At 65.3% G+C, this 23,796-nt stretch carries 16 protein-coding genes, 4 tRNA genes and 2 pseudogenes; 11 read left to right on the forward strand and 11 right to left on the reverse strand.

Translation table 11 applies throughout. The features are described from left to right. Nucleotides 1-148: 148 nt before the first annotated feature. From NQ036_RS14045 to NQ036_RS14055, 3 genes are all read left to right on the forward strand, one after another. Nucleotides 149-3,673: a DEAD/DEAH box helicase gene (locus NQ036_RS14045; RefSeq protein WP_257059712.1), complete on the forward strand. Its 3,525-nt coding sequence runs from the start codon at nt 149-151 to the stop codon at nt 3,671-3,673. A 135-nt stretch (nt 3,674-3,808) separates the two neighbouring features. After that, nucleotides 3,809-3,881 (forward strand) — tRNA-Ala (locus tag NQ036_RS14050). A gap of 1 nt (nt 3,882) precedes the next feature. Then, a tRNA-Ala gene (locus tag NQ036_RS14055) sits at nt 3,883-3,955 on the forward strand. Between the two features lie 123 nt (nt 3,956-4,078). Here the strand turns inward: NQ036_RS14055 and NQ036_RS14060 are convergent. Continuing rightward, complete coding sequence (locus NQ036_RS14060) at nt 4,079-4,768, reverse strand: aspartate/glutamate racemase family protein (protein WP_257059714.1); 690 nt, start codon at nt 4,766-4,768, stop codon at nt 4,079-4,081. Nucleotides 4,769-5,087: 319 nt separating this feature from the next. On the opposite strand from NQ036_RS14060, the pseudogene NQ036_RS14065 reads away from it, so the two are divergent. The 3 genes and pseudogenes from NQ036_RS14065 to recQ form a co-directional block, all read left to right on the forward strand. Further along, nucleotides 5,088-5,531 (forward strand): annotated as a pseudogene (locus NQ036_RS14065) (FAD-dependent monooxygenase); the annotation flags it as partial. A gap of 464 nt (nt 5,532-5,995) precedes the next feature. Beyond that, nucleotides 5,996-6,082: pseudogene (locus NQ036_RS15870) on the forward strand (hypothetical protein); the annotation flags it as partial. Between the two features lie 321 nt (nt 6,083-6,403). After that, nucleotides 6,404-8,275, forward strand: coding sequence for a DNA helicase RecQ (gene recQ, locus NQ036_RS14075; RefSeq protein ID WP_257049700.1), 1,872 nt, complete (start codon nt 6,404-6,406; stop codon nt 8,273-8,275). On the opposite strand, the gene NQ036_RS14080 is transcribed toward recQ, so the two are convergent. Beyond that, nucleotides 8,272-8,772: a CoA-binding protein gene (locus NQ036_RS14080; RefSeq protein ID WP_257049675.1), complete on the reverse strand. Its 501-nt coding sequence runs from the start codon at nt 8,770-8,772 to the stop codon at nt 8,272-8,274. The two genes, recQ and NQ036_RS14080, sit on opposite strands and share 4 nt — an antisense overlap. Then, nucleotides 8,769-10,097 (reverse strand): O-acetylhomoserine aminocarboxypropyltransferase/cysteine synthase family protein, encoded by a 1,329-nt coding sequence (locus NQ036_RS14085; RefSeq protein ID WP_257049676.1) that lies wholly within the window; start codon nt 10,095-10,097, stop codon nt 8,769-8,771. Before NQ036_RS14085 ends, NQ036_RS14080 begins: the two co-directional genes overlap by 4 nt. Before the next feature lie 156 nt (nt 10,098-10,253). Here NQ036_RS14085 and NQ036_RS14090 point away from each other — a divergent pair, with 156 nt between their 5' ends. Next, nucleotides 10,254-11,483, forward strand: a complete 1,230-nt coding sequence (locus NQ036_RS14090) for an amidohydrolase family protein (RefSeq protein ID WP_257049677.1) — start codon at nt 10,254-10,256, stop codon at nt 11,481-11,483. Between the two features lie 137 nt (nt 11,484-11,620). Here NQ036_RS14090 and NQ036_RS14095 read toward each other — a convergent pair whose 3' ends face one another. Both NQ036_RS14095 and NQ036_RS14100 read right to left on the reverse strand, forming a co-directional pair. Beyond that, on the reverse strand, nt 11,621-12,793 hold the full coding sequence (locus NQ036_RS14095; RefSeq protein WP_257049678.1) for a hypothetical protein: 1,173 nt from the start codon (nt 12,791-12,793) through the stop codon (nt 11,621-11,623). Between the two features lie 114 nt (nt 12,794-12,907). Continuing rightward, on the reverse strand, nt 12,908-13,339 hold the full coding sequence (locus NQ036_RS14100) for a thioesterase family protein (protein ID WP_257049680.1): 432 nt from the start codon (nt 13,337-13,339) through the stop codon (nt 12,908-12,910). 150 nt (nt 13,340-13,489) lie between these two features. Here NQ036_RS14100 and NQ036_RS14105 point away from each other — a divergent pair, with 150 nt between their 5' ends. Beyond that, nucleotides 13,490-15,169, forward strand: a complete 1,680-nt coding sequence (locus tag NQ036_RS14105; protein ID WP_257049681.1) for an AMP-binding protein — start codon at nt 13,490-13,492, stop codon at nt 15,167-15,169. Nucleotides 15,170-15,175: 6 nt separating this feature from the next. On the opposite strand, the gene NQ036_RS14110 is transcribed toward NQ036_RS14105, so the two are convergent. The 5 genes from NQ036_RS14110 to NQ036_RS14130 form a co-directional block, all read right to left on the reverse strand. After that, nucleotides 15,176-15,676, reverse strand: a complete 501-nt coding sequence (locus NQ036_RS14110; protein WP_257049682.1) for a thioesterase family protein — start codon at nt 15,674-15,676, stop codon at nt 15,176-15,178. Nucleotides 15,677-15,787: 111 nt separating this feature from the next. Next, on the reverse strand, nt 15,788-16,351 hold the full coding sequence (locus tag NQ036_RS14115; RefSeq protein WP_257049683.1) for a C40 family peptidase: 564 nt from the start codon (nt 16,349-16,351) through the stop codon (nt 15,788-15,790). Nucleotides 16,352-16,690: 339 nt separating this feature from the next. Further along, nucleotides 16,691-18,175, reverse strand: coding sequence for an MFS transporter (locus tag NQ036_RS14120; RefSeq protein ID WP_257049684.1), 1,485 nt, complete (start codon nt 18,173-18,175; stop codon nt 16,691-16,693). Nucleotides 18,176-18,420: 245 nt separating this feature from the next. Then, a complete protein-coding gene (locus NQ036_RS14125) occupies nt 18,421-19,665 on the reverse strand; it encodes a glycosyltransferase (protein ID WP_257049686.1) in 1,245 nt (414 codons plus the stop codon). A gap of 1 nt (nt 19,666) precedes the next feature. After that, nucleotides 19,667-20,614 carry a DMT family transporter gene (locus NQ036_RS14130; protein WP_257049687.1) on the reverse strand — a complete coding sequence of 316 codons (948 nt, stop codon included), beginning with the start codon at nt 20,612-20,614 and terminating at the stop codon, nt 19,667-19,669. 149 nt (nt 20,615-20,763) lie between these two features. On the opposite strand from NQ036_RS14130, the gene NQ036_RS14135 reads away from it, so the two are divergent. Beyond that, a tRNA-Asn gene (locus NQ036_RS14135) sits at nt 20,764-20,836 on the forward strand. A gap of 169 nt (nt 20,837-21,005) precedes the next feature. Next, nucleotides 21,006-21,078 (forward strand) — tRNA-Asn (locus NQ036_RS14140). Nucleotides 21,079-21,194: 116 nt separating this feature from the next. Here the strand turns inward: NQ036_RS14140 and gluQRS are convergent. Next, nucleotides 21,195-22,148, reverse strand: a complete 954-nt coding sequence (gene gluQRS, locus NQ036_RS14145) for a tRNA glutamyl-Q(34) synthetase GluQRS (protein ID WP_257049689.1) — start codon at nt 22,146-22,148, stop codon at nt 21,195-21,197. Nucleotides 22,149-22,252: 104 nt separating this feature from the next. Between gluQRS and NQ036_RS14150 the strand changes: the two genes are divergently transcribed. Next, complete coding sequence (locus tag NQ036_RS14150) at nt 22,253-23,719, forward strand: MFS transporter (protein WP_257049691.1); 1,467 nt, start codon at nt 22,253-22,255, stop codon at nt 23,717-23,719. Nucleotides 23,720-23,796: the final 77 nt, after the last annotated feature.

Here is a 23,796-nt window from a genome sequence, read left to right on the forward strand (position 1 = left end):
TCCGGTCGGGACACTCGACGGTCCCTGGCGGGTGGGCAGATCACGGCAAAGGCACACACTGTGGTGGCCAGTCAGTGCCTGGGTCACACCCTGGATGGAAACCATCCCTACAAGTATCAACGTCAGTACCGTATGCAACGATTGAGGTGTGGAAGACGTACAGCTGCCGGAACTCTCTCCGGAGACGGTCAACGAGCGATTCGATCCGCGCACCTCGCAGCGCGGGTCCGACTATGCCAACCGGGGAATGGTCGAGGCGCTCGAACTGTCGGCTTCCAGCCTCGTTGAAGGGCCGATCGGCCAGGAGCGGACGTCGTCCCTATACGCCGAAGTGGCCGGTTCGCAGGGCGCCCAGTACTCAACGAAGCTGACTGTGGTCGAATACTCCGATGGGCGCGCTTCGGATATCGTCGGGGCCACCTGTGCGTGCCCGGTCGGCCTCATGTGCAAGCATGCGGCGGCCATCGCCTGGCTTCTGACACCGGAATACCGGCAGCAGCGGGTCCACCTGGGCCCTGCGGTATCCGGATCCGGCACAGTTGGCCAGGCGGCCCCGGAAACCGAAGCCGCGATCGATAACCTCATGCAGTGGGCGCAAGAACACGGCCTCGACATGCAATTCGCAGATGCCTTAGCCGGTGGCACGCGAACGGACTCCTCTGCACCCGCACGCCTTGCCCCGCCGGCTGTCTCACCGGTGCCGAAGTCCACCTGGCGGCAGGAACTGGGCGCGCTGCGCTGGATCGAAGCGGACGAAACCCTGGTGCCCGTGGCCATCCAGTTCGAACTGCGTCCGAAGCCGGTGCGCAACTGGTGGGGCCAGGAACTGCCAGATTCATTCGAACCCGAGGACGCCGCTGCGGACCCGGAGATGCGCGTGGCCATGCGACTGATGCGACCGGGCAAGCGCAATAACTGGATCAAAGGCGGCCTGAGCTGGCGCTCACTGACGAACTCGGCACAGACCTCGAAGTACAAACATGCGCAGACGGACGTCCTGGCCCGGATCTATCGGCTCTATTCGGCAGAACACGAAGGCTACGGGTCCAATGGCGAGGTGCTGGGGATCGAACAGTTCACCTCGACGCTCGTCTGGGATCTGCTGCAGGAGGCGCAGGCCGCCGGTGTCGTCTTCCTGCCCGCCGGCTTCATCGGCGACGTTGGCCTGGGGGAGCCGGTGACCGCCTTCATCGACGTGCGCCAACCGTCCGGAGGCGATCGAGGGGACCTGGTACTCGAACCGACCGTGCGCCCGTGCCCGGCCGGTGGAGTCCACACCATCGGCGGGGTGGGCATCGGGGAGTTCGTCGCGCTGGGCGATACCGACGCCCCCGCTCGCGGGCGGGGACGGACCGGACCCAGCCACGCCCTGACCCTTCACCCACTGAACGAACCGCTGACGCCGGCCGTCCGGCATATGTTCCTCCGCGAGCCGGTGCGCATCGGGGCCGAGGACTCCCAGGAGTTCTTCGCCGACTACTACCCGCGCATCCTGCCCCAGGTGGACCTCGACAGCACCGACGATTCCGTCGTGCTGCCAGAACCGGCCCGGCCCAAACTCCTGGCCCATCTGCGTTACGGGGCCAAGGACCGGCTGACGATCGACTGGGAGTTCGACTATCCCGGCCACGTCGGCCCCGTGCCGCTGGAATTCCAGGAGGGAGCCGGCCGTGATAGAGCATTCGAAGCCGAGGTCGTGGCCCGGGTCCGACTTCTCGACGGCGACCTGGCCGTGACCGGACGCCAGAGCCTCGAAGGCGTCGCAACCGCCGCCTTCACCCATCTGACACTGCCGAAACTGGAGCGGACGGATGACGTCGCGGTCATGATCTCAGGGAACCGGCCCGCCTACCAGCAGCTGCAGGCCGAACCGCACATCAGCGTCACCGCGGACAAGGTCGACAAACACGATTGGCTGGACCTGGGCTTCGAGATCACGGTCGAAGGCCGGACCATTCCCTTCCCCACGCTGTTCAAGGCGCTGGCCCAGGGCAAGGACAAACTCCTGCTGGTCGATAAGAGCTTCTTCTCCCTGCACCACCCGGCCTTCGAGAAACTGCGCAACCTCCTCACGGAGGCGGATGCTCTGGGTGAATGGGATCCGGAGGCTCCCAAAATGGCCAAGCACCAGGTCGCCTTCTGGGATGAACTCGACGACATCGCAGACGAGTCCCACGCCGATGAGGACTGGCTGGAGTCCATCGCGGGCCTACGCGACATCACGGCCATCGAGCCGGTAGCAGTACCGGCGGGTCTCAAAGCGGAGCTGCGCGACTACCAGCAAGCGGGATTCCAATGGCTGGCATTCCTCCACGCGCACAAGCTGGGTGGCATTCTGGCCGATGACATGGGCCTGGGTAAGACGATGCAGACACTGGCGCTGATCGCCCACGCGGTCGAAAGCCGTGGGGAAGACGGTGCCGGCGCGCCGTTCCTGGTCGTTGCGCCCGCCTCCGTCACGGGAGTCTGGCAGCAGGAGGCCGCTCGCTTCACCCCGGACCTGAACGTCGTGCACCTGGGCTCCACCACTGGCAAGCGCAAGACCCCGCTGGCAGATGCGATCACCGGGGCGGACCTGGTCATCACCAGCTACACCATCCTGCGCATTGACCAGGCCGAGTTCGCGGATACGGCCTGGTACGGGCTCGTCCTCGATGAGGCGCAGTTCGTCAAGAACCAGACCGCGCAGGTCCATCAGGCGGCCGCCCGGGTCCCCGCCGACTTCAAACTGGCGATCACCGGCACTCCCATGGAGAACTCGCTGACCGACCTGTGGGCCTTGCTCAACATCGCAGAACCCGGCCTACTGGCCTCGGCCCGGCGGTTCCGCGACCACTACGTCAAGCCCATCGAATCGGGGGAGAACCCGACCCGGATGGCATCACTGCGGGCCCGGGTGCGGCCCTTCATGCTGCGGCGGACCAAGGAACAGGTCGCAGCCGATCTGCCCGCCAAGCAGGAACAGACCGTTAGCGTCGAACTGGTCCCCAAACACCGCAGGCTCTACGACGCCGTACTGCAACGGGAACGCAAGAAGATCCTGGGGCTGGTCGACGACCTGGACAAGAACCGGTTCATCGTCTTCCGCTCGCTGACCCTGTTGCGCATGCTGGCACTGGACCCCGCGATCGTCGACCCGCAGGAGTACGCCGACGTGCCATCGAGCAAACTCGACGAACTCTCCGAACGCCTGGGCCAGGTCATCGAGGAGGGCCACCGGGTCCTGGTATTCAGCCAGTTCACCTCCTTCCTACACCGGGTAGCCGGCCGGCTGGAACACGAGGGCATCGCATACTCCTATCTGGACGGGGCGACCAGGGCGCGTTCGCAGGTCATCGAGGATTTCCGGTCAGGGGACCAGCCGGTGTTCCTCATCAGCCTGAAGTCCGGGGGATTCGGCCTGACACTGACGGAGGCGGACTACGTCTTCCTCCTCGACCCGTGGTGGAACCCTGCGGCCGAAGCACAGGCGATCGACCGGGTCCACCGGATCGGGCAGTCCAACAGCGTCATGGTCTACCGCATGGTCGCAGACGGTACGATCGAGCAGAAGGTCCTGGCCCTGCAGCAGAAGAAGGCCGAATTGTTCTCCAGCCTGATGGACAATGAGACCGCGTTCTCCTCCGACATCACCGCAGATGACATCCGGCAGCTGTTTGAGCCAGGAACATGAGTACAGGGGCATGAGCGCCGGTCCGATGCAGGTGTGTGAATCATCGCACAAATCGGCCACATATGCCGTCTCGTTTTGCAATGCCGCCCAGGACCTGGTTATAGTTATCTCGTTGCCCGGAACGCCGGGCGGCTGGGGGCTATAGCTCAGTTGGTAGAGCGCTTCGTTCGCAATGAAGAGGTCAGGGGTTCAATTCCCCTTAGCTCCACGGGGGTATGGCGCAGTTGGTAGCGCGTCTCCATGGCATGGAGAAGGTCAGGGGTTCGAATCCCCTTACCTCCACATCATCGGCAATGTCCGGATTCCGATCGCTTGAAAGCGTGAGGGTCCGGGCATTGTCGTTTTTCGTTTCTCTGAGCACGCCGCACCCCGAATCCCCACGCCGGCGGATGAAAGGGACAGCGGTCATTCCTCGGCGGCGGCCAAGGCCGCGGTGACATGCAGCGCGGTCGTTGGGAACACCGGGACCGGCGAGTCCTGCTGGCCGATGAGCAGCTCGATCTCCGTGCACCCCAGGACGATTCCCTGGGCTCCGGCAGCGACGAGCCGGCCGATGACCTCCCGATACGCCTGCCGCGAATCCTCGGTGACGATACCGCGGACCAATTCCTCGTAGATGATCCGGTGCACCGTCGCCCGGTCCTTTTCGTCCGGGATCAACGATGTGATGCCGTGGTCGGCCAGGCGATCGCGATAGAAGGCCTGCTCCATCGTGAACGCGGTTCCCAACAGCCCCACCGTGGCCAGGCCTTTGGCCCTGATCACCTCGGCGGTGGTGTCACCGATGTGGATGAATGGGACGTCGATGGCTGCGCTGATCTGGTCGGCGACCAAGTGCATCGTATTCGTGCACAACACCACGAGTCCCGCCCCAGCGGCTTCCAGCCCCCGCGCATGCGCGGCGAGGATACGGCCCGCACCATCCCAATCGCCGGTGGCCTGCAATGCCTCGATCTCAGCGAAATCGAGCGAGTCCAGCAGGATCGGCGCGGAATGAAAGCCGCCGAGCCGATCTCGGACCTGCTCATTGGCCATCCGATACCAGTCCAGTGAGGACTCCCAGCTCATACCGCCCAGCACGCCGATGATCTTCACGCTTCGATCCTACGGGTTCGCTCAGTCGCAGCGGTAGAAACCCTCACCCGATTCGACGCCGAACGTGCCCCGGTCGAGGTAGTCGGCCCTGAGATAGGCGTCCCAGGCCTGCTGGGTAACAGAACCGATGAGTTCGTGGCGGGCACCGTGGAATCCGGCGCCGCCTGCGCGATCTGGCTGCCGAGTACCCCCGTACCCAGAACGGCGATCTCAGTGAAACCGAACGTCACTGTGTTCCCTTCGTTCGCACGCTGAGACGATCCGCGCAGATTGGTCGGACGGCTCCTATAGTGGGGAACCCCGACATAGGAGTCAGAACATGCGCATCACCATCGCCGGAGCGGGAATCGGTGGACTCTCCCTGGCCCTGAGCCTACACGCCGCCGGCCTGTCCGACGTGCACATCTATGAGCGCTCGGAGCAGATTCGAGGGCTGGGCGTGGGCTTGAACCTGCTGCCGCACGCGGTGCGCGAACTCACCGAGCTGGGCCTGGCCGAACGGCTGGAGGAACTCGGCGTGGAACCGACCACTCTGGCGTACTACAACCGCTACGGCCAGCACATCTGGAGCGAACCACGGGGCACCCGTGCGGGCTATAAATGGCCACAGCTGTCGGTGCACCGCGGCCGGTTGCAGATGCTCCTGTTGGATGCCGTGCGCGAACGCCTGGGCGATGCCGTGCACGAGGGTCACCGGCTGGTAGGAGTGCGCTCGCAGGCCGACGGGACGGAGCTGGCGACCTTTGAAACGGCCTCGGGACCGGTCGAGGTGTCCACCGACGTTCTGGTCGGCGCCGATGGAATCCATTCGGCCCTGCGGGCTCTGCGCTATCCGGCCGAGGGCGCCCCTCCCTGGAGCGGCCTGATCAACTGGCGCGGCACCGCCATCGTCGACCCCTTCCTGGACGGGGCCACCATGGTGATGGCAGGCGACGGCGACCAGAAGTTCGTGGCCTACCCCCTAGAGAACGTCCGTCCCGACGGAACGCAGAAGATCAACTTCATCGCCGAGGCCCGCACTGCGGGGGACCCCACGGCCGACTGGAACCACCCCGTGGCCGCCGAGCCCCTGCTCGAACGGTTCACCGCCTGGAAGTTCCCCTGGCTGGACGTGCCCGCGGTGCTGGGCGCGACCATCAGATCCTCGAGTATCCGATGGTCGACCGCGACGCACTTGACCAGTGGACGTTCGGTCGCACCACCCTGCTGGGCGACGCCGCCCACGCGATGTACCCGAACGGCTCCAACGGTGGCTCCCAGGCGATCCTCGACGCCCGGACCCTCGCCTTCCACCTGGCTACGGCCGAGGACATCGACTCGGCGCTGGCCGCCTACGAAGCGGTCCAGCGTCCTGCGACCGCGGCGCTCCTGGCCAAGACGCGGCAGACCGGGCCGGAACTGGTCATGCTGTTGGCCTATGAACGGGCCCCGCAGGGCTTCACCCACATCCACGATGTGATCTCGGCGGCGGAACTCGAAACGATCGCCTCCGACTACAAGGTCGCCGCCGGTTTCCATCCGGCCACTCTCAACGAGCGGACGTCTTTGACCGTGCAGTGAAGCGCGAGGCCGGCGGTGAGCGCCGCAGGGCACGTGTCCTAAGCTGACGGGGTGGAAGACGAGCACACCGAGGCGATGACGTACAGCGGGCCCCAGGGGGTTCCCGGAGACGAAGAGGCACGCAGGGCGCGCGCCCTGCAGATCCTGCAGGAGGTGTTCGGCTACGAGTCCTTCCGCGGAGACCAGGCCGCGATCATCGACCGGGTGGCCTCCGGTGGCGACGCGGTCGTGCTCATGCCCACCGGCGGCGGAAAATCCCTGTGCTATCAGATCCCCGCCCTGCTGCGGCCGGGTACCGGAATCGTCGTCTCCCCGCTCATCGCGCTCATGGCCGACCAAGTCGCAGCCCTGGAGGGCAACGGCATCCGCGCGGCCTATCTGAACTCGAGCCAGGACCTCGACGAGGCCAGGGCCGTGGAGTCCCAGCTGCTGGCCGGCGAACTCGACCTGCTCTACCTGGCGCCCGAACGGCTGGTGCTGCCGCGCACCCTGGACCTGCTGTCCCGCGCCCCGATCGCGCTGTTCGCCATTGACGAAGCCCACTGTGTGGCCCAGTGGGGCCACGACTTCCGACCGGACTACCTGGGCCTATCGGTCCTGGCAGAGGCGTTCCCCACGGTCCCGCGCATCGCCCTGACCGCCACCGCCACGGCGGAGACGCACGAGGAGATCACGGAGCGCCTGGCGCTCGACGACGCCCGCCACTACGTCTCCAGCTTCGACCGGCCCAATATCCAGTACCGGATCGAACCGAAGGACCGGCCGCGCGACCAGCTGCTGAGCCTGATCACCGGGGAGTTCCCGGGCGAGGCCGGGATCGTGTACTGCCTGAGCCGCAAATCGGTGGAGACCATCGCGGAATGGCTGGCGGCCCGCGGCATCGACGCCCTGCCCTATCACGCAGGTCTGGACCCGGCGGTGCGGGCCGGAAATCAGGAGCGCTTCCTGCGCGAGGACGGGGTGGTGATGGTCGCGACGATCGCCTTCGGAATGGGCATCGACAAACCCGATGTCCGGTTCGTCGCCCATCTGGACCTACCCAAGAGCATCGAGGGCTACTACCAGGAGACCGGTCGCGCCGGCCGCGACGGCCTGCCCTCGGTGGCCTGGCTGGCCTACGGGATGGGCGATGTGGTCAGCCAGCGGCGGATGATCGAGCGCTCGGATGCCGGGGACCTGTTCCGGCGCAATGCCAATGCCCACCTGGACGCGATGCTGGCACTGTGTGAGACGACCGGGTGCCGTCGGGTCCAGCTGCTGCGCTATTTCGGGCAGAACTCCCAACCGTGCGGCAACTGCGACACCTGCCTCAATCCGCCGGCGGTGTGGGATGCGACGATTCCCGCGCAGAAGTTCCTCTCAGCGGTCATCCGGCTGGACCGCGAGCGCGGCCAGCACTTCGGCGTCGGACAGATCGTCGATGTGCTGTTGGGCAATGAGAGTGACCGGACACGCGAATCGCGGCACGAGGAACTGAGCGTATGGGGGATCGGTTCGGAGCTGGGGCCGAAGCAGTGGCGCACCCTGGCCCGTCAGCTGTTGGCCCGCGGGATCCTGGACGCGGTGGGCGACTACGGGGTGTTGATTCCCGGCCCACACGCCGGCCCGGTGCTGCGCGGCGAGGTGGCCGTCGAACTGGCCGAGGACCGGCGGCCCGAACGCAAACGCCGCTCGAGTACCATCGGCGGTCGTTCGGCGGGCAGCCGCGCCGCCGATGCCCTCGAGCCGGCCGCCCGCGAGGTCTTCGAGGCTTTGCGCGGTTGGCGCACCTCGGTGGCCAGGGAGAAGGGGATTCCGCCGTACATGGTGTTCTCCGACGCCACCCTGGTGGGCATCGTCGAGGCGCGGCCCGGGTCGGTGTCGGCCCTGGGCTCGATCAGCGGGGTGGGCCGGAAGAAGCTGGCCGAGTACGGCGAGGGACTCCTCGCCGTACTCGCGGACTCCTAGTCCAGGATCTGGCGCTTGGCTGAGATCACGCCGGTGTTGAACCCTGCCAGGTTCAACCCGCCGTGGAACCTGGCGTGCTCGATCTTCAGACAGCGGTCCATCACGACCTCCAGACCGGCGTCCTCGGCGATGTGGGCCGCCTCCTCATTCCAGGATCCCAGTTGGAGCCACAGCGTCCTGGCGCCGATCCGCACGGCGTCGCGGGCGACCTGGGGCAGGTCCTCATCGCGGCGGAACACGTCGACGATGTCGGGGACCTCCGGCAGTTCGTCCAGGCTCGCATAGACCGGATGGCCCAGGATCTCCTGCTCCCGCGGATTGATGAAGTACACGCGGTAGGGACTGTCGGCCAGCAGATATGTGGCCACGAAGTTCGAGGCACGGGCCGGCTTCGCGGAGGCTCCGACGATCGCTACGGACTTCGCCTCGCTCATGATGCGCAGACGATCCTGGGCTCCGGGGCCCGTCCAGGTGCGAGTTGTCTCCTGTGCGGTCATGCGGCCACACCTCCTTCGTGGGTTGTACCGGTGGCGGCGGTCAATGCCGTGTCGAGGTCCCAGATGATGTCGGCCAGGTCTTCCAACCCCACCGAGATGCGGATGAGATCGGCGCCGACGCCGGCGGCCTCGAGCTGTTCTGCGGAGAGCTGCTGGTGGGTGGTCGATGCCGGGTGCAGGATCAGGGTGCGGGCATCGCCGATGTTGGCCAGGTGGCTGGCGACCTGCAGGTGCTCGATGAAGTCGGCGCCCACCGTCCGACCGTCCTTGTCGCCGCTGGCTGCGGTGCCGAAGGAGAACACGGAGCCGGGGCCCTTGGGCAGGTACTTCTGGGCGCGGGCGTGGTGGGGGTGGCTCTCCAGGCCCGAATAGTTCACATAGGCGATGCGCGGATCGGCTTCGAGCCACGTTGCCACAGCCTGCGCATTGGCGACGTGCTCGTCGAGGCGTTGTGGCAGTGTTTCGACTCCCTGGATCAGCTGCCAGGCTGCCTGTGGCTGCAGGGATGGACCGTAATCGCGCAGCTGTTCGTTGCGCAGCCGGAACAGGAAGCCGTATTCGCCGAAGTTGTCCCACCAGCTGATGCCGTTGTAGCTGGGGATCGGTTCGGTCATCAGTGGGAACTTGCCATTGGCCCAGTTGAACTTCCCCGACTCCACGACCACACCGCCCAGGGTGGTGCCGTGGCCGCCGATGAACTTGGTGGCGGAGTGGATGACGATGTCGGCGCCGAATTCGATCGGGCGGCACAGGTAGGGGGAGTTCAGCGTCGCATCGACGACCAGCGGGATGTCGTGGGCGTGCGCGACCGCTGCCAGGCCCTCCAGCTCGGCGATCTCGGAGGAGGGATTGGCGATGAGTTCGGTGTAGACGGCCTTGGTGTTGGGCCGGATCGCGGCTTCGAAGTCCGCCGGGTCCGTGCCCGTGATGAAGGTCGTCTCCACACCGAAGCGGCGCAGTGAGACGTCCAGCTGGGTGACGGTGCCGCCGTAGAGCTGGCTGGAGGCGACGATGTGGTCGCCGGCCTGGGCCAGCGCCGCGAAGGTGACGAATTCCGCGGCCATTCCCGATGAGGTGGCGACAGCGCCGATCCCGCCCTCCAGACTGGCGATGCGCTCTTCGAAGGCCGCGACTGTCGGGTTGCCGATGCGCGAGTAGATATTGCCGAACTTCTGCAGGGCGAACAGGTTCGCAGCATCGTCGGAGTCCTTGAAGACAAAGGACGTCGACTGGTAGATCGGGACGGAACGCGCCCCGTGGATCGCATCGGGGACGGCACCCGCATGCAGGGCGCGGGTGCGGAATCCGAATTCGTGATCGGCCAAGACGGCTCGCTTTCTGCCCGATCCGCACATCTCGGCGGACGGGCCTGGAGAACAGGGGTATGCCTCCACTCTATCGAGCCCGGAGTTCCTGCGCTGCGGGATTTCGAATCGCGGATGTGCAGTGGCGCAGAACACCCGGCCGGATAGGGTGGCCCCATGACAAAGAAAACCCTGATCACAGGTGCCGTCGTGTTCGACGGCACGTCCTTCGCAGGCGCTCAGGACGTCCTGGTCTCCGACGGCCGGGTCGCCGAGATCCTGCCCGCCGGAACCGGTGCGGCAGGCCACCCGGACGCCGAGGTCGTCGATGCCACCGGGCAAACGCTGACACCGGGCATCATCGACTGCCATGTCCACGTCACCAGCGAGACCGCGGGGTCACTCGATTCCTTCCACGAACCCTTCACCTATCAGTTCTACCGCTCGGTGGACCTGCTGAAGAAGACACTGCACGGGGGAGTGACCTATGCCCGTGACGCCGGGGGAGCCGATGCCGGGTGCCGGTTGGCGCTGCAGAAGGGGCTGATCGTCGGTCCCAAGCTCAAGCTCGCGATCCAGATCATGAGCCAGACGGGCGGGCACGGTGACGGATGGCTGCCGTCGGGTGTCCACGGCACCATGTCGCTGCCGCATTACGGTCGGCCCGACGGAGTGGCCGACGGGGTCGAGGGTGTGCGCAAGAAGGCCAGGGAGATCCTGCGCGCGGGCGCCGACCACATCAAGATCTGCTCGACCGGCGGTGTGTTGTCAGCCGCAGACGATCCGCGGCACAGCCAGTTCACCCGTGATGAGATCGCCGTCATCGTCGAGGAGGCCCAGGCGCAGGGTGGCTATGTGATGGCACACGCACAGGGCTCCGAGGGCATCAAGAACGCCCTGGTGTCCGGCGTGCGCTCGATCGAGCACGGAATCTACCTCACCGATGAGCTGATCGAACTGTTCTTGGCCAAGGACGCCTACCTCGTGCCCACTCTGCAGGCGCCGCTGGCCGTCATCAAGGGCGCGGAATCGGGAGCTCCCATCCCGCCGGCCCTGGTGGAGAAGGCCAAGATGGTCGCCGAGGTTCACGCGGAATCCGTCCGCAGGGCCTACGCCGCCGGCGTCAAGATCGCGATGGGAACCGATGCCGGCGTGGGTGAGCACGGGCAGAACCTGGAGGAACTCGAACTGCTGCAGTCCCAGGCTGGGATGTCGACCGCGGATGTTCTGGCGGCAGGGACCTCGGTGGCGGCCGAACTGATGGACATCGGCGACGTGGTCGGCGCGATCGCGCCCGGCCTGGCCGCCGACCTGGTGCTGTTCGACGGGGATCTGGAGTCCGTCGGGGTGACCGAGGCACGTCGCCGGGTTGCGGGTGTCTTCCAGGACGGTGTGCGCATGCGCTGAGCCATCCGATCATCGGCGCTCGCGGGTCCCCGGGCCCGGGAGCGCCGATGCTCCCGGACACAGTGCAGGGGCCGTTCCCGTCGATCAGACGGGAACGGCCCCTGCACTGTGTCGGATGGGTCTGAGTCCGATGGGTCCTAGAGGAATGCCACGAGGACCGAGGCGATGACCACCGAACCGGCGCTGACCGAGGTGAAGCCGCCGACGAGCATCGGCGGCAGCATGACCGCCAGGAGCGACTCCTTCTCCTCTTCGCTGCGTGCGACACCGCGGGCGACCTCATTGGTGATGAGGTAGTCGGCGGGGAAGCCGTACATGGCGGTCAGGGCGACGGACATGCCCAGGCTGCCCTTCCATTTCAGGAGCTTCGTGACGATGTAGCCGCCGAGCATGATCCCAAGCCCGCCGATGATGAGAATGGCGATCAATGGCACGATTGCGTGGAGGATATCCGGGATGGAGGCTGCCATCAGCGGCGCGACGACCACCGCGATGATCGAGGCCATGCCCAGGCCGAACGAGCTGGCGCGTTCCATCGCGCGGTCGGGCGTCAGCCCCAGCCAGGTGCAGATGATGCCCAGGATCAGCGCGACGATCGACGACGGGATGTGGGTCGGGCCGGAGATGGCCACCGCCAGGGCGCCACCGCAGAAGATGATGAACAGCATGAACAGCTCATTGTCCGTCAGCGCCTTGGGCAGGTTGACGAGCTTCTTCTTCGTGGCGGCCATTTCCTCATCGGCCTTGTGCGCGGCCGCGAGCTGTTCGAGCTCACCGGAGTCGCGCAGCCTGATCGCGTGGCGCCGCAGCAGGAAGTTCGTCATCGGCATGGATGGCACGGACTGCAGCATCAGGACCAGGGACGGCAGCACCAGCACAGCGCCTGCCACGGCGTGTTCCTTCAGACCCGCGGTGGTCAACCCGGTCGCCACGATGCCGCCGGCCAAAGGGCCGGAGCCCGCGACGAAGGTCTGGAAACCGAACAGGGGCCAGATGACCAGGGCCATGACACCCACCGCGATCGCCATACCGCCACAGGTGATAAGGACGGACCGCCACTGTTTGGCCAGTGTCCGCAACGGGATGATCGAACCCATGTGGAACAGCAGCGGCGCTGACATGATGGTGTATAAGGACAGCAGGCCGGTGTCGTCGACCAGGCTCTCGGGCACCCAGCCGGCCTTGGCGACGATGAAGATGCCCAGCATCGCGATGAGCAGACTGGGCACCCTGGCCTTGGACCAGATGGAGACGATTTCGCCCAGTGCGATGAACAACATCACGACGACGATCGCGTAGACGGGATTCATTCGTGTCCCTCCTTCGAGGGTCGGGAAGAGTTGACCGACACAGTTTTCCATCTGACCTGCACCGATGATAGATCCAACTCACTATGTGAGATGGAAGACACCATGTGACTGCCGTTATGCCAAGGTCTCCGCGAAGCCCCGCCGCTGCGCTTCGGTGAACGGTGTCGGAGTGCGGGTCAGAGTATCGATCTGCACGATGGTGCTCGTGGCCCTGGCCCTCACCTCGCCGGCTGAGACCAGGAGCTGCTCCATCGTCGCCGAGGTCCGCCCCACCTTCGAAATCCGTGTGCCGACCGTGGCCTCGCCTGGCCAGTGCAGTTCGCGCAGATAGTCGATGGTGATCGAGGCGAGGACGAACTCACGGTTGGAGTCGGCGGTCTGTGCCCTGGCGGCGTCCAGTGTGGTAACCCGCCCGGTTTCGAAGTAGGAGGAGAACACGCTGTTGTTCACATGCCCCTGCCTGTCGGTGTCGCCGTAGCGGATCGTGTCCCGGCTGATCTGGGGGAAATCGGCCAGAGCGGCGTGGTCCGGGTCTGTAACTGTCATTGTCGAATGTTCGTTCATAACCCCATGGTGCCATGGCCGGTAGCGCCGTGTGGCGGATGATTGCGCCGCTTCCGGCGTGGTGGCATATTGGGAGGCTATCGGACAAGGGTGTCCGTCGGCGGCGGGGCCGCCGTGATGAAAGGCGAGGAAATGACAGACCTCTCATATACGTGCGGAACCGGGAGCACGCCCCTGCTGGGCGAGACGATCGGGCAGAACTTCGCCAGAGTCGTCTCCGCCCATCCGGATCGCACAGCCCTGATCGACGTCGCCTCCGAGCGCACCTGGACGTATGCGCAACTGGATGCCAGGACGGCCGAACTCGCAGCGGCGCTCACGGAGCGCGGAATCGGGCGGGGTGATCGAGTGGGCATTTGGGCACAGAATCTGCCCGAATGGACCCTGGCCATGTACGCCACGATCAGGATCGGCGCGATCCTGGTCAACATCAACCCGGCATACCGGAGCCATGAGCTGGACTTCATCGTCGAACACTCCGGTCTGAAGCTGCTGATCAGTCAAATCGCCGCACCGCCACACTCCGATTTCATCGCCATCGCCAGGGAAGTGCAGGCCGAACACCCGTTCGATCTGGTGTTCATCGATACCGCACCGACGGCGCTCTGCGAGACCGATCACCCTCTGCCGGATGCGGAGCGCCTGTCCGCGCTCTGTGCCGCAGGCATACGGCTGATGGAGGATCCCGGGATCAGGATGTCAGCACGTTTGGCGCGTATCGGGGCGGAGCTGGATCCCGACGATCCGATCAATCTGCAGTACACATCTGGCACGACTGGATTCCCCAAGGGCGTCACCCTGAGCCACCACAACATCCTCAACAACGGGTACTCGATCGGGGAGATGCTGAACTACTCCGAGGAGGACTCGGTGGTCCTCCCCGTGCCCTTCTTCCACTGTTTCGGCATGGTGATCGGGACCCTGGCCGCATTCTCCCACGGCGCAGCGACCGTGATACCGGCTCCGGCCTTCGACCCGGCGCGCACTCTGGCGGCCGTGCAGCGCACACGCGCAAGCAGCCTCTACGGCGTGCCCACGATGTTCATCGCAGAACTCGCCCTGGCAGATCTGGCCGATTACGACCTGTCCAGTCTGCGCACGGGGGTCATGGCGGGTTCGACCTGTCCCGTCGAAGTCATGCGCAAGGTCATCGAGACCATGCACATGCCCGAGGTCGCCATCTGCTACGGCATGACGGAGACGGCGCCGGTATCCATGATGACCCGGACGGACGATTCCCTGGAGCGCCGGACGCAGACGGTGGGCCGGGCGATGCCCTTCGTGGAGATCAAGATCGTCGACCCGGCGACGGGCCTGCAGGTCCCCCGCGGAATCAAGGGGGAGCTGTGTACCCGTGGGTATTCGGTGATGCGCGGGTACTGGGAACAGCCCGATAAGACCGCGGAGTCGATCGATTCGGGGCGGTGGATGCACACGGGGGATCTGGCGATCATGAACGACGACGGCTACGTCGACGTCGCGGGCCGGATCAAGGATCTGGTGATCAGGGGCGGGGAGAACATCGCCCCGCGCGAGATCGAGGAGTTCCTCTACACCCACCCCGACATCGCCGATGTCCAAGTGGTCGGGGTGCCCGATGCGAAGTACGGGGAGGAGCTCATGGCCTGGGTGATTCTGCGCGAGGGGGCTCCCGAGCTGACGGCGGAGGGCCTGCGGGAATTCTGCGCGGGCCGCCTGGCCCACTACAAGATCCCCAGGTACGTCCAACGCAGGGAGTCGTTCCCCATGACGGTCTCCGGCAAAGTCCGCAAGGTCGAGCTGCGCGCAGAGGGTGCGCAGCTGACCTCCTGAGGCGGCTCAGCGGATTCGCAGGGCGCCGCTCAACGCGGGATCCCAGCCCAGCGCGTCCTCGGCGGCGACTGCCGCATCAAGGTCTTCGCGCAGATCGTCGGGGAAGTCAGTGGTGCGGCGGGTGCTGAAGGAGATGTGCACGAGCATCGTCTCGAAGATCATCGACAAGCGCCGATTGTCGTCGTCGAGCACATAGGAGGCCAGGAGTAGCGCACGGGAGCCGATCCCACCGATGCGCACGCGCGTCGACAGGTTGGCGCCCAGGCGCATCTCGGCCAGATACCGCATGTGCTGTTCGACGGTGAAGACGCCCAGATTGCGGTTGGTCATGTACTCGGCGTCGAGGCCCAGGCCTGCCGCGCGCTCCATCGCGGCCTGAGAACCCACGTCGAAGTAATGTCGGATGTTCATATGGCCGTTGGCGTCGACCCACTCCGGCGGAACGGTATACGAACCGTACCGGGGGAGGTCGGCCAGCTGGTCGTAGGTTGGATGCGCCTGCGGCATGGGGATCCCTTCGTCATTGAAAAAGTCCTGGGCCCGGCCAATCAGGCCGGGCCCAGGACTCAAGCTATCATCCGTGAAGGGGCTGTGGTGGATCAGGGCCACCGGGTGGGGTCAGGACAGGGCTTTGACCCGCACGACCTTGGCGCCCTTCATCCAGCTCAGGGAACGCTCCGAGACACCCACACGCGAATTACCCGCGTCGACACCGTATGCCTTGCCCTTCTTGGTGATGATTCCGACGTGGCCGGGCGAGTGGATGATGTCGCCGGGCTTCGCCTTCTTCACCGAGATCCGCTTGCCGGCCTTGCCGATCGCGGAGCTGGTGCGCGGGACCTTGATCTTGTTCTTCTTGTAGACGTAGCGAACGAGGCCGGAGCAATCGAAGGCCTTGGGCCCGTTACCACCGGTGCGGTACTTCTTGCCCTTCTGCTTCTTGGCCAGCTTGACGATGGCGTTGCGCTTCGAGGTCTTCGAAGCCTTCTTCTTGGACTTCTTCTTCGAAGCCTTCTTGCTGGACTTCTTCTTGTCCGACTTCTTCTTGGAGTCGGACTTCTTGCTCGAGCCGCTTCCGGCGGCGCCCAGGGAGGCCGCGTTCGCCGGCGATGCCGCAATGGCTCCGCCCATAGTCAGTGCCGCGGTCAGGGCGACTGCTGTGATCGACGTCTTGAAACTCATGAAATACCTATCCTCGCTGTTGGGGGCCGCAGCTGCGGGGAAGCTGTGAAGCGGCCGCCTGTGCGCATCGGCCCGGGTGTTTCCACCCGGCGGGGCTCGAGGCCCCTCACGTATGTACCGACATGTGTTGGTGTTATCGTTCTGTGACTTTTCGAGTGTTACACATGCCGTTACCCAAATGCAACAATGACTCCCGATTCGTTACCCAAAATACTCTTCCGAAGGCCACGCCTGTCGTGGTATGAGTGCACGAAGAAGCGCCGCACCCAATATGGGATGCGGCGCTTCACAGTGTGAGACGATTATCTATCGTTCCAGGTCAGGATGGGTGTGATCAATCTAGGCGTTGACCGGAACTCGGATGGTCTCCAAATCCAGATCGGGATTGCGATCCTGGAAGGCGACCAGCGCCCTGGCCTCGGTGTGAGTTGCGACAATCGGCAGCGAGCCGGTCAGAGGCTTGCGGGCCGATTCGCCGATCGCCAGGATTGCAACGCCCGCGATGATGCTGAAGAACATGATGTAGAACGCCGGCATCAGATTGTTGCCCGTCCACTGCATGAGCGCCTGGGTGAACAACGGGGTGGTGCCACCGAAGGCGGAGACCGCCAGATTGTAGGACAGGCCCATACCCGTGTAGCGGGTGGCGGTGGGGAACAGCGCGGGCAGAGCCGCGGCCGAGGGGCCGACCCACAGGGCCACGGGGATCGCAATGAGCGACAGGGCGACCATCACCCAGGCGAGGGTCCCCAAGTGCATCAGCTTGAAGGCGGGCACCGTCAGGACCACTGTGGCGATCGCGGCGGCAGCGTAGACCGGGCGGCGGCCGACACGGTCGGAGATGAAGCCGACGATCGGGATACAGATGCTCATGACGACCAGAACGGGCACGGTGGCCAGTGCGGAGGTGATCGAGGAATAACCGACCTCCTCCTCGAGATAGACGGGCATGTAGCTCGTCAGTGCGTAGCCGGCACTGTTAGTGGCGGCGACGATGGCCATGGCGACCAGCAGGGGGCGCCAGTGGTGGCGGATCAGACCGATGAACCCGTGACGCGCATAGGGATCGTCGTGGTCGACGTCGGTGAGATCGGCGCTGGCCTCGGCCACCTCGAACGCGGGCGTCTCCGGCAGCCGCGAACGCAGCCAGACGGCGATGATGCCCAGGGGGATTGCGGTGAGGAACGGGATGCGCCAGCCGTATTCGGCCATGGCGTCCGGCCCGGATACGGAGGTGCTGATCCAGGTGGTCAGACCGACGACGGTGGCGCCGGCCGCAAAGCCCATATAAGAACCGGTGTCGAGCATGGAGGAGAAGAAGCCGCGCTTGCGGTCGGGCGCGAATTCGGCGACGTAGGTCGCGGCACCGGCGTACTCGCCGCCGGTGGAGAAGCCCTGCAGCATCTTCAGCAGGTAGAGCAGGACGAGTGCCCAGACACCCAGGGTATTGGCCGTCGGCAGCAGGCCGATGAGGGCGGTGGCGCCGGCCATGACGCTCATGGTGAAGAAGAGGATCTTGCGGCGGCCGAACTTATCGCCCAGCGGCCCCAGGACCAGTCCACCAAGGGGGCGGACCAGGAAGCTGACGGCGAAGCCGAGCAGGGTCGCCAGGAGCTGCCACTGGGTGGGGAGCCCGGAGGCGAAGACGCCGGTCATCACGACGGCCAGGTAGCCGTAGATGCCGAAGTCGTACCACTCCATGAAGTTGCCGACCAGCGTGCCGCCGATCGCGGGCTTGAGCTTGGTGGGTGGAACGACGTTGACGTGTTCGACCTTGAGTCGTTCGGGGTGGGGCTTGGGGGACTTGCCGGTTCTGCTGTGCATGAGTACCTCCTGCACTTAATCGGTTCGGAATCGCTGGGCGACGCCGCATACGATGTTCGACCTTACGGAGGCCGAAATCGAAGATCAAGGCAGAACCGGGAGGGTGCACTCGGCAGGGTTTATTGCAATATGAGCCCTACATGTGAGAACCCTGAAAACGCTGTTTGGCCAGTAGGCAACTGGCGAATGCGTGCTTCCCCGTCAAGGGCACCTGTGTATTGAGTGGCAATCCCGAATGTGGGGCCTCAGGCGGGCCGTCGGACGCGCGAGTGCGCGGCGATGACCTCTGCGTAGATGTCCTCGAAGGTGTTCAGGGTGTTCTCGATGTCGTGCTTGGCGACGATCTCCTGTGACACCCGTCCCATGGCCGCGCGCTCTTCCTGCGATGCCGTGAGCAGACGGGTGAACTTGGCGGCCAGATCATCCGTGTCGCGCGGGGTGAAGAGGTAGCCGTTCTCCCCGTCGCGGCACAAGTGGGGCAGAGCCACTGCATCGGCCAGGACCACCGGTTTCCCCGAGGCCAGGGCTTCGAGAGTTGCGATGCTCTGGAGTTCTGCGGTCCCCGGCAGGCAGAAGAAGGTGGCGCGCTGATATGCGGAGACCAGCGCGTCGTCGTCGACCTTGCCCAGGAGGCGCACCCGCTCGGCGACGCCCAGTTCTACCGCAAGGGCCTCGAGGACGGGTGCCTGGTCGCCGTGGCCGATGATCTCCGCATGGAGGTTCAGCGCCGGATCGGTCTTGGCCAGAGCTCGCACGATGTCCGTCGCGTTCTTCTCCGCGGACAGGCGGCCGACGAAGAGGACCGTCGGGGCCTCGGCCTGTGCCGTGTCGCCGGTGGCGCATGCTGCATGGAACTTCGATAGGTCGATGCCGCACGACACAGGGTGGATATCGTGGGTGAACCCGTGGTCGGTCAGCAGGTCGGCCGCGAGCTGTGTGGGGACCGTGATGTAGTCGGCCGATTCGAACTTCCGCCGCAGGTCCCACCAAGCGCCCTTGGTCACGATGTCGAGCACCGGGTCCGGTGCCGGAAGATACGGGCGGACATTGCCCGGCATGAAGTGGTTGGTCGCGACAACGGGGATGCCCCGTTTGCGCGCCTCGTTGAAGGCGAACCTGCCGATGACGAAATGGGCCTGGGTGTGGACGACATCCGGCCGGATGGCATCGAGGATCTGGGCGACTGCCGGGCGGGTGTCCCATGGCATGCAGATGCGCCAGGTCGGATGGGGCCGCCACCTGACGGATTTCACATAGTGCAGGATCACCCCGTCTTGCCGGGTGTTGCGGCGCTTGCCGTTGGGGGAGGGGCAGATGACGTGGACTTCGTGGCCGCGGCCGGCCAGGGCCGTTGCGAGCCGTTCGGCGAACTTGGCGGCTCCGTTGACCTCGGGAGCGTAGGTCTCACAGGCTATGCAGATGCGCAGCGTCTGGCCGTTGTGCGGTGCGGACGCATGCGCGGCGGAAGTATCGGAGAACAGTGCACTCACCTCAGGTAGTCTGGTCGAGCGGATCCGGGCCGGTTGGGCCGTTCGAATCCACCGAGCCGTGCGAGCCTGCGATGATTCGCGGACTCTCTTCTTTCCGGGCTTGAACATCCGGATGATATCGGGACAATACAACGACACCGAAACATGCCGCCAATCCGGTGATCACCATCACCGTGATCACCCATGCCGGAGCCGTGGCGGCCTCGCCCAGCAGTACACTGCCCAGGATGACGGCGAAGATCGGATCGATGACGGTTAGGCCGGCGATGACCAATTCGGGGGGTCCCTGAGCATAGGCCGCCTGGACGAACCATCCGCCAACTGCCGATCCGACGACGAGGGCGACCACATTGAACCAGGTGATCTCCGCGATTCCACCGTGCAGCAGCTGGAAGCTGACCAGGTGCACATTGGTGGCCACGCAGGCGTACATGAGGCCGGCTGCGATCACGTAGAGCAATTGTCCGGCCCTGCGCAGGACGAGGATGATCAGCAGGAAGAGCGCGGCTGTGCCGATCCCCAGGCCGGCCAGGATATGGGCTTCAACGCCGTAGTGCGGCTGTGTGCGGGCGACGGTTGCCGAGGCTGCGACGAAGCTGCCGACTCCGGCCATGCACAGGGCGACTCCGCCCCAGATCCGCTTCGTGGTCCGCAGGCCGCGGGTGGATACTCCCAGTAGGACGCTGACGACGACGGAGATCGCGCCGATCGGCTGAACGACCATGACGGGGGCGATTGCAAGGGCGACGACGTTGAGGACCATGCCCAAGCCGGTGACGGCCAGGCCCGCCACCCAGACGCCGCGGGAGAACATGGCCAACAGGGCGCGGATGCCGAAGCCCTGAGCGCTGCCGTGGTCATCCGAGACACCCCGATGCTGGAGCATGGCCCCGTATGCGAGGGCCACCGCGGAGATGACGGCCAGGAGGACGGCGAGCAGATTCGACACCAGGACATCCTATCGGCGAACCATTGGGATTTGCGCGAAATCCCCCTCCGTGTGTGTGAGGAAGGACACCGCCACCCGGTTTGGTCGGAATGTGCGGCGGTGCTAAAGTTGAACCCGTTGCAAGGGGCCGAAAGGCCTCGGGGAACTATTCCTCCGTAGCTCAGTTGGCAGAGCATTCGACTGTTAATCGAAGGGTCACTGGTTCGAGCCCAGTCGGGGGAGCGTTGAGAAGCCCTGGATCTTAGGATCCAGGGCTTCTGTGCGTTCCAATCCGGATTGCTCTGGCCGCCTTGGGGTGCCAAAGTGGCCCGCGGTCACAGATTTCCCGCTGCGGTTCGGCGCGTGCTACACTCGTATCCGTTACCGGGCAGTGCGTTCCGGTTGCGGATATTCCTCCGTAGCTCAGTTGGCAGAGCATTCGACTGTTAATCGAAGGGTCGCTGGTTCGAGCCCAGCCGGGGGAGCCGATAGAAGCCCCTCACCAGGGAAAACGCTGGTGAGGGGCTTTTTCTGTGCTCTGGGGGCGTGGGGGCCAGGTGCCACGTATCCGCCACCTCGGCCTCGAATCCCGTGAACCCGGCTATGCGCGGGCGGGCGGAATGAAGGTCGTTGGGCACTCGACCATGCGCTCGGGATCGAATCGGGCCACAGCCTCGTCCAAGGAGTGCCACGGTCCGAAGCCCAGACTGGTTCCCGTCCAGGACCAGATGTCGAAGTCGGTGTCGCCGAGCTGGCGCAGGGTTACCGCACCATCGCGTTTCGCCAGGCGCGCCCCCGTGGGCCCCAGGACCAGGGGGACATGGGCGTACGTGGGTTTTCGGAACCCCAGCAGATTCGCCAGGTACGCCTGCCGGGGAGCGGAATCGGCGAGGTCATCGGCTCGCACCACCTGATCGACTCCCATTAAGCCGTCGTCGACCACCACGGCCAGATTGTAGGCCCAGACTCCGTCTCCACGGCGCAGGACGAAGTCGTCGACGGTGGACTGGACCGGGCCCAGCAACACATCGGTGATGTGGTGGACGGCCAAGTCCGAACGCAGCCGTAACGCGGGCAGGCGCCCGGCGGCGGCGAGCCTGCGGCGCTCCGCCTCCCTGACCGCAGGTTCCAGATCCCTGCAGGTACCGGGATAGGCTCCCGGCGGCTGGTGCGGGGCAGTGGGCGCCTGTTGGATGTCCTTGCGCGAGCAGTAGCACTCGTAGACCAGTCCGTGCTCGGCCAAACGTTCCAGCGCCTCGGCGTAATGTGCGGTGCGGTGTGACTGATAGACCGGCGGCGCGTCCGGGACGATCCCCAGACCGGCCAAATCCGCCAGCTGCCGTTCGGCCGCGCCCCGCTTCACTCGGTCCAGGTCCTCGACCCGCCACAGGAAATCGCGGCCCGATGTCTTCGCGAACAGGTAGGCCAGGATTCCGGAGCGCACATTGCCGATGTGCAGATCGCCACTGGGACTGGGGGCGAACCGTCCCGCCGCCGGCAGTGTTTTCGCGGTAGCGGGTGACGTGGCGGAGCGCGGGGCGGGACCGATGGACATGGGTCCCATTCTAGGAGACGTCCATATGTGGCCTCGGACACGCAGACGAGGCGAATTCGCCCCGGGTCTTTGCAAGTGGAGCGAAATCGTATAGGACTGGATAAATGAGTAATGAAACGCCGATGTCTCCTGCTCAGCGGAAGCTCCTGGGAGTGATCCTGGTCCCGTTGTTCATGTCCCTGTTGAGCATTTCGATCGTCAACGTCGTCCTGCCCAGTCTGCAGGTCTCGATCGGAGCCTCCAATTCCTCGCTCCAATGGGTGCTGTCGGGCTATACGCTGGCCTTCGGCGTGCTGCTCGTGGCGGCGGGCAGGGCCGGTGATCTGTTCGGACGGGGCAAGCTCTTCGTGGTCGGACTCGTGTTCTTCGGCGTGGGATCACTGGCCGCGGGACTGGCGGGCTCCCCGCTGCTGCTCAATCTGGCGCGGATCGTGATGGGTCTGGGGTCGGGCATGCTCAGCCCTCAGGGCGTGGGCATGATCCAGCAGTACTTTCACGGCAAGGCGCGCGGCAGGGCCTTCGGCATGTTCGGTACCGTCGTCGGAGTCTCCGTGGCGATCGGCCCGATCCTGGGCGGATCGTTCATCGCCCTGTTCGGCGGCGACTGGGGCTGGCGCCTGTCATTCCTGGTCAACGTGCCGATTGCCGCTGCCGCGCTCATCATCGGTCGGTACTGGTTGCCCGGCGACGCCTGGAGCGGTGAGGATCAAGCCGGCTCCATCGATGACCCTGCACCCAAGCGGCGCCGCGCGGACTTCGATCCCATCGGCGTCCTGCTTTTGAGTGTCGGCACCCTCCTGGTCATGCTGCCCTTCCTGGAGCGCAGCCTCGGCGCCTGGATGTACTCCCTGTTGGTCATCGGTGCGGGACTGGTGGTCGTGTGGGTATGGTGGGAGACCCGCTATGCCAGGCGCGGAGGCGCGCCCATGGTCGATATGGAACTCTTCCGCACCCGCAGCTTCGCCTCGGGGGCACTGCTGTCGAGTGTGTACTTCGTCGGAACGCCCTGTGTCTGGGTGGTCGTGGCCCTGTACCTGCAGGATGGCATGCATTTCAGCGCACTGACGGCAGGGCTCATCGGCCTGCCGTCGGCGGCCTTCTCCGCGATCGTTCCGCAGATCACCGGCCGTGTGGTCTTCACCTATGGGCGCAAGCTGGTCGTGTGGGGAGTGGGGGTGGCCCTGCTGGCCGTACTCGGTTCTATCGCGGTGGTCCTGGCGGTCGAGGCCTATGGTCTGAGTCCGTGGTGGTTGATGGCCAGTCTGGCGATCCTGGGCATCGCCCAGGGCATGGTGATCAGTCCCAACCAGACACTTACTCTGGCCGAGGTCCCGGTCAAGTATGCGGGCAGCTCGGGTGGAGTCATGCAGACCGGTCAGCGGGTGGGAACCGCGATCGGGATCGCGGTCATCACCGCGGTGTTCTTCGCCGGCTTGAGTGCCGGAGGCTACGCGGTGGCCTTCGTCATGGCCTTCATCGGCATCGGCATCGTGCTGGTCCTCACCGGCATAGTCGGCCTGACCGACCTGCAGTTGAGCCGGCGGAGTCGGGCGCGTGCACAACCGGCTTGAGGCCCGGACCCGTACCGATGCCCACGGGCACCCGGCCTGCCCTGTGAGAGGATGAGGGAGCAAGACAAGGTGAGCCC

The sequence above is a fragment of the Brevibacterium sp. 91QC2O2 genome, from assembly GCF_024580695.1.
Classification (GTDB): domain Bacteria; phylum Actinomycetota; class Actinomycetes; order Actinomycetales; family Brevibacteriaceae; genus Brevibacterium; species Brevibacterium moorei.